Raw genomic sequence first — 1,902 nt, forward strand, 5'->3', positions numbered from 1 at the left:
GGGCCGAGCACCAGGCCGATGCGCTCGTGACCCAGGGACGCGAGGTGACGCCAGGACTGCTCCACGGCCACGGCGTCGTCGCAGGCGATGCAGGGAAAATCGAGGTCCGCGATGGAGGCGTTGATGAGCACGACGGGGATGTTGCGTTCCGCGAGCAGCCGGTAGTGGTCGTGCGGGGCGTCGGCCTGAGCGAACAGCCCGCCGCCGGCGAACACCACGCCCGACACCTGCTGCTGCAGCAGCAGCTCGACGTAGTCGGCCTCGGAGACACCGCCCTTGGTCTGGGTGCACAGCACCGGCGTCAGCCCCTGCTGGGCCAGGGCGCCACCGATGACCTCGGCGAACGCGGGGAAGATCGGGTTCTGCAACTCCGGCAGCACCAGCCCGACCAGCCGCGCGCGCTCACCCCGCAACTGCGTCGGCCGCTCGTACCCCAGGACGTCCAACGCGCTCAGCACGGACTGCCGGGTCGCCTCCGAGACCCCCGGTTTGTCGTTGAGTACCCGGCTGACCGTGGCCTCGCTGACCCCAACCTTTTTCGCTACTTGAGCAAGTCGTCGCGTCACATACGCAAGACTAGCGCAAGCTTCCGCAAGAGGCTTGCGCCAGTCTTCCAAGCCGTCTGACACGTCCGTAGCCGTGTCAGCGTCGGTCTACGGGTTTCTGATGATCTTGAAGGTGGACGTCGTGTTGCGTATGTCCACGGCGTTGTCGCTGGGCTTCAGCCCGTTGAAGACGACCTCACCGACCGCGGGACCCTGGCCCGTCTCGGGCATCTCGTTGGCCCAGAGGCCGAAACCGGACTTGGCGTCGAACGCGTCACCGCTCTTGCGCGCGCCCGAGGTGGTGACGTCGGTGAATACCGTGTCTTCGATGGGGAACTGCGGCTGCCCTCCCGCGTAGTTCGTCTGGAACATGATTCCGCTGTAGGTCGGGTCGACGACGTCGACGCTGTTGACCCGGATGCCCTGGAACACCTTGGACGCCGAGAACACCCAGATGCCCGGGAAGGTCTGGTTTCCCCAGAAGCGACCGCCGGCCCGGACGATCGAGATGTTCTCGAAGGTCGTCGGATCCGTCCCGAAGCCGTTCATCGGGTATCCCAAGTCCAGCGAGCTGATGGTGACGCCCGAGTAGACCAGGGTGTCCGCGATTTGGATGTTGCGGTAGGTGTTGCCGTAGCCGCCGTAGCCGCCGTAGCCGCCGTAGCCGCCGTAGACGGCGAGACCCGCGGCGCGCCAGGTCAGCGTCGTCGTGAGGTCCTCGTACAGGTTGTTCTTCATGTCCGCGCCGCCCGCGTTGATCGCGGAGAACAGCGCGAAGCTGTCTTCACCGGTCGCCCTGGCGTCGTTGTTGGACACGAGGTTGTCGGTCGAGCCGTTGGTCATGTTGACGCCGTCGGCGAACATGTTGCGGATCCGGGAGTTCCTGATCGTGACCCGGTCCGTGTTGGCGCCCCCGTAGAGGCACACCATGTGCTCGTTCCAGATGTTGTCGATCACGATGTCCGACACGTTGGAGAAGTCGAACACCTTGCCCGGCCCGTCGACGCGGGACGTGTAGTTGCCGAAGCAGGCGAAGTCCGAGAAGGACGTGGTGACCGGGAGAGCCCCGGCTGATGCCCCGGATCAGGGACTTTCACGGGCTGCGTCGGGTAGCCGCAAGCAACTGTCATTTCCCGCAAGAGACTTGCGGCGAGGGATCCGGGGTGAGCGTGTCCTGCTACTTGGCGGATGCCTGTGCGGTGGAGCCGCGGACGACGAGTTCGGGTTCGAAGAGCAGCTCGCCGTGGGGGACTTCGGTGCCTTGGATTTGTGCGCAGAGGAGGTCGACGGCGGCGCGTCCCATGGCTTCGATGGGTTGGCGGACGGTGGTGAGCGGGGGTTCGGTGCAGGTCATGAA

The 1,902-nt window shown here is 65.6% G+C and carries 2 protein-coding genes and 1 pseudogene; all 3 read right to left on the reverse strand.

Annotation, left to right across the window (positions count from 1 at the left end):
• On the reverse strand, positions 1-566 hold a 566-nt coding region (locus tag EBH09_RS36750; protein WP_153182773.1), incomplete at its 3' end, for a LacI family DNA-binding transcriptional regulator.
• Positions 567-653: 87 nt separating this feature from the next.
• Positions 654-1,595: pseudogene (locus EBH09_RS36755) on the reverse strand (Secreted glycosyl hydrolase); the annotation flags it as partial.
• Positions 1,596-1,722: 127 nt separating this feature from the next.
• The coding region (locus tag EBH09_RS36760) for a substrate-binding domain-containing protein (RefSeq protein WP_238697602.1) at positions 1,723-1,902 on the reverse strand (180 nt) is incomplete at its 5' end.

The organism is Streptomyces sp. E2N166, assembly GCF_003671715.1.
Taxonomy (GTDB): Bacteria; Actinomycetota; Actinomycetes; order Streptomycetales; family Streptomycetaceae; genus Streptomyces; species Streptomyces thinghirensis.